Origin of the sequence: Dietzia sp. DQ11-38-2, from assembly GCF_014145055.1 — a bacterium.
Classification (GTDB): Bacteria; Actinomycetota; Actinomycetes; order Mycobacteriales; family Mycobacteriaceae; genus Dietzia.
Genome location: NZ_JAALDW010000429.1, coordinates 1 through 2,646, shown reverse-complemented (window position 1 = coordinate 2,646; position 2,646 = coordinate 1). Strand labels below are relative to the sequence as shown.

The window sequence follows — 2,646 nt, the reverse complement described above, 5'->3', positions numbered from 1 at the left end:
TGGCTGCTGGAGTACAAGCGGGCCATCGCCTCCCGAGCCGAGGAGCTGGCCTCACTCATCTCCGCCGAGACCGGCAAGCCGGACGAGGACGCCACGCTCGAGGTCATGCTCACGGTGAGCCACCTGGAGTGGGCGGCCAAGAACGCCGACAAGGTCCTGCGGCGCCGTTCGGTGTCCGCCGGCCTGTTGATGAGCAACCAGGCGGCGTACGTCGAATACCAGCCGTACGGCGTCGTCGGCGCGATCGGCCCCTGGAACTATCCCGCGTTCACCCCGATGGGCACGCTCTCCTACGCCATGGCCGCCGGCAACGCGGTGGTGTTCAAGCCCAGTGAGCTCACGCCCGGGGTCGGCGTCTGGCTCGCCGAGGTGTGGAATTCGCTCGGCGCCTCGCAGCCGCTGTTCCAGACCATCACGGGCGATGGTTCCACCGGCGCGGCGCTGTGCCGGGCGGGTGTGGACAAGCTCGCGTTCACCGGGTCGGCCGCGACGGGCCGCAAGGTCATGGCCGCCTGCGCGGAGACGCTCACCCCCGTCGTCATCGAGGGCGGCGGCAAGGACGCGTTCCTGGTCGACGCGGACGCCGACCTGGACTCGGCGGCCGACCAGGCGGTCTTCGGCGCGATGGGCAACGCGGGGCAGACCTGCGCCGGGGTCGAACGCATCTATGTCCACCGCGACGTCCGCGACGCCTTCGTCCACAAGTTCGCCGCGAAGGTCCGGGCACTGACCCCCGGCACCTCGGTGACCTCCAGCTACGGCCCCATGACGCTGCCGGCCCAGATCGACATCGTCCGCCGCCACGTCCGGGACGCGCTGGCCCGGGGCGGCACGGCCGTCATCGGGGGCGAGGGATCGGTCGGGGAGAGGGTGGTCGAGCCGGTCGTCCTGGTCGACGTGCCCGAGGACTCGACGGCGATCACCGAGGAGACGTTCGGGCCGACCGTCGTGATCAACTCGGTCGCGGACCTGGAGGAGGCGGTCGAGAAGGCCAATGCCAGCAGCTACGGCCTCGGTGGCGCGATCTTCACCGGTAACCGCAAGCGGGGTCTGGCGCTGGCGGAGAAGCTCGACGTCGGCATGGTGTCGGTCAACTCCTTCCTGGCCTTCGCCGGGATCCCGTCGCTGCCGTTCGGTGGCTCCGGCGACTCGGGCTTCGGCCGGATCCACGGGGCCGACGGGCTGCGCGAGTTCGCCCGGCCCAAGGCCATCACGGCCCAGAAGTTCGCCGCTCCCCTCAACCTCATGACCATGACCCGCAAGCCGAGGGACATCAAGGTGGTCAAGTGGATGATGGCCAACGTGATGGGAAGGCTGTGATCTCCGGATGACCGCCACCGTCCCAGGGGTGTTCGGACCGATCCCGGCCGAGTTGGTGGCCGACGCCGCCGTCGAGCACCCGCTCACGGCGTCGCTGCCGCTCAAGCCGGGCCGCTGGTACTGGCGGGATCTCGTCGCGACGCTCGATCCCGTGGCCGATGCGGCGGAGATCCACCGCATCACCTCCGCCTACGAGTTCCCCTGGGACTACCAGAGGGCGCTCGAGCTGGCCCTGTACCGGACGTACTGTGTGCCCTCGGTGTCGGCGGTCCTCGAGGAGGCCGGCCAGTTCCGCGATGAGCCGCAGAAGCGATACGACGACACTGCGCTGCTGATGGTGGAGCTGGTCGAGCACGGCTACGACTCCCCGAGGGGCAGGGAGGCGCTGCGGGTGATCAATCGCCAGCACGCGCGGTACGACATCTCCAACGACGACATGCTGTACGTGCTGTCGACGTTCATCTACGAGCCGCTGGAGTGGATCGATGCGGTCGGGTGGCGGCGCCTGCACCCTCACGAGCGACTGGCCGCGTTCCACTTCTACCGCGGGGTGGGGCAGCGGATGAAGATCGCCGACATCCCGGAGGACATCGGGGAGTTCCGCCGGTGGCGCGACGACTACGAGGCCCGCACCTTCCGCTATGACCGCAACAACGAGCTCATCGGCACCTACACGCTCGATCTCATGTGTTCCTGGTATCCGGAGGCGATCCGCCCCGCCGTCCGCACGGCGGTCCTGTCGCTGGTGGACGACGACATGACCCGGGCCTTCGGCTTCCCGTGGCAGCCGCCGGGAAGACGCAAGGCCGCGTACGCCGCGCTGCGGGCCCGGTCCGCCGTGGTGAGGTGGCTCCCGGTCCGTCGCCGGGCGCTGGGGTCACGCGGTACCGAGAACAGGACCTATCCGGGTTACCCGAACGGATACCGCCCCGCTGACCTGGGGGCCTGCCCGATCCGGCCGAGAGACCGCGTGGAGGGGTGCCCGGTGATGACCGCGGGTGGCGACGGCCGGTGACGCGACGGCGAGTGCCGGGTGCGGCGTCCCGGTCTGACCGGCAGCGCCGGACCTAGCGTTCCGGGGGCAGGAGTACGGTCCGGGCCAGCGCGGCGAATGTCGCCGCGGCTCCGGGATGGAAGCCGGTCCCCTGTCCGCCGTCCAACACCACCGCCAGTGCGGCGTGGACCCGGATCCGGGCCGTGGCGTCGTCCACGGTGGACCCCGCCGGCGCGGCCCCGCGAACCAGTCCGGCCCAACGTTCGAGCTGTCGCAGTTGGGATCGGCGGATCCGCTTCCTGTCGTGGAGACCCAGTGTGCCGAGCTCGGAG

2 protein-coding genes and 1 pseudogene are annotated in these 2,646 nt (G+C 70.4%); 2 read left to right on the top strand and 1 reads right to left on the bottom strand.

Annotated elements, in window-relative coordinates:
• Together G6026_RS13815 and G6026_RS13810 are read left to right on the top strand one after the other, a co-directional pair.
• The coding region (locus G6026_RS13815) for an aldehyde dehydrogenase family protein (RefSeq protein ID WP_182613506.1) at positions 1–1,320 on the top strand (1,320 nt) is incomplete at its 5' end.
• 7 nt (positions 1,321–1,327) lie between these two features.
• Complete coding sequence (locus G6026_RS13810; RefSeq protein WP_107757825.1) at positions 1,328–2,335, top strand: oxygenase MpaB family protein; 1,008 nt, start codon at positions 1,328–1,330, stop codon at positions 2,333–2,335.
• A 52-nt stretch (positions 2,336–2,387) separates the two neighbouring features.
• On the opposite strand, the pseudogene G6026_RS13805 reads toward G6026_RS13810, so the two are convergent.
• Positions 2,388–2,646, bottom strand: a pseudogene (locus G6026_RS13805) (hypothetical protein); the annotation flags it as partial.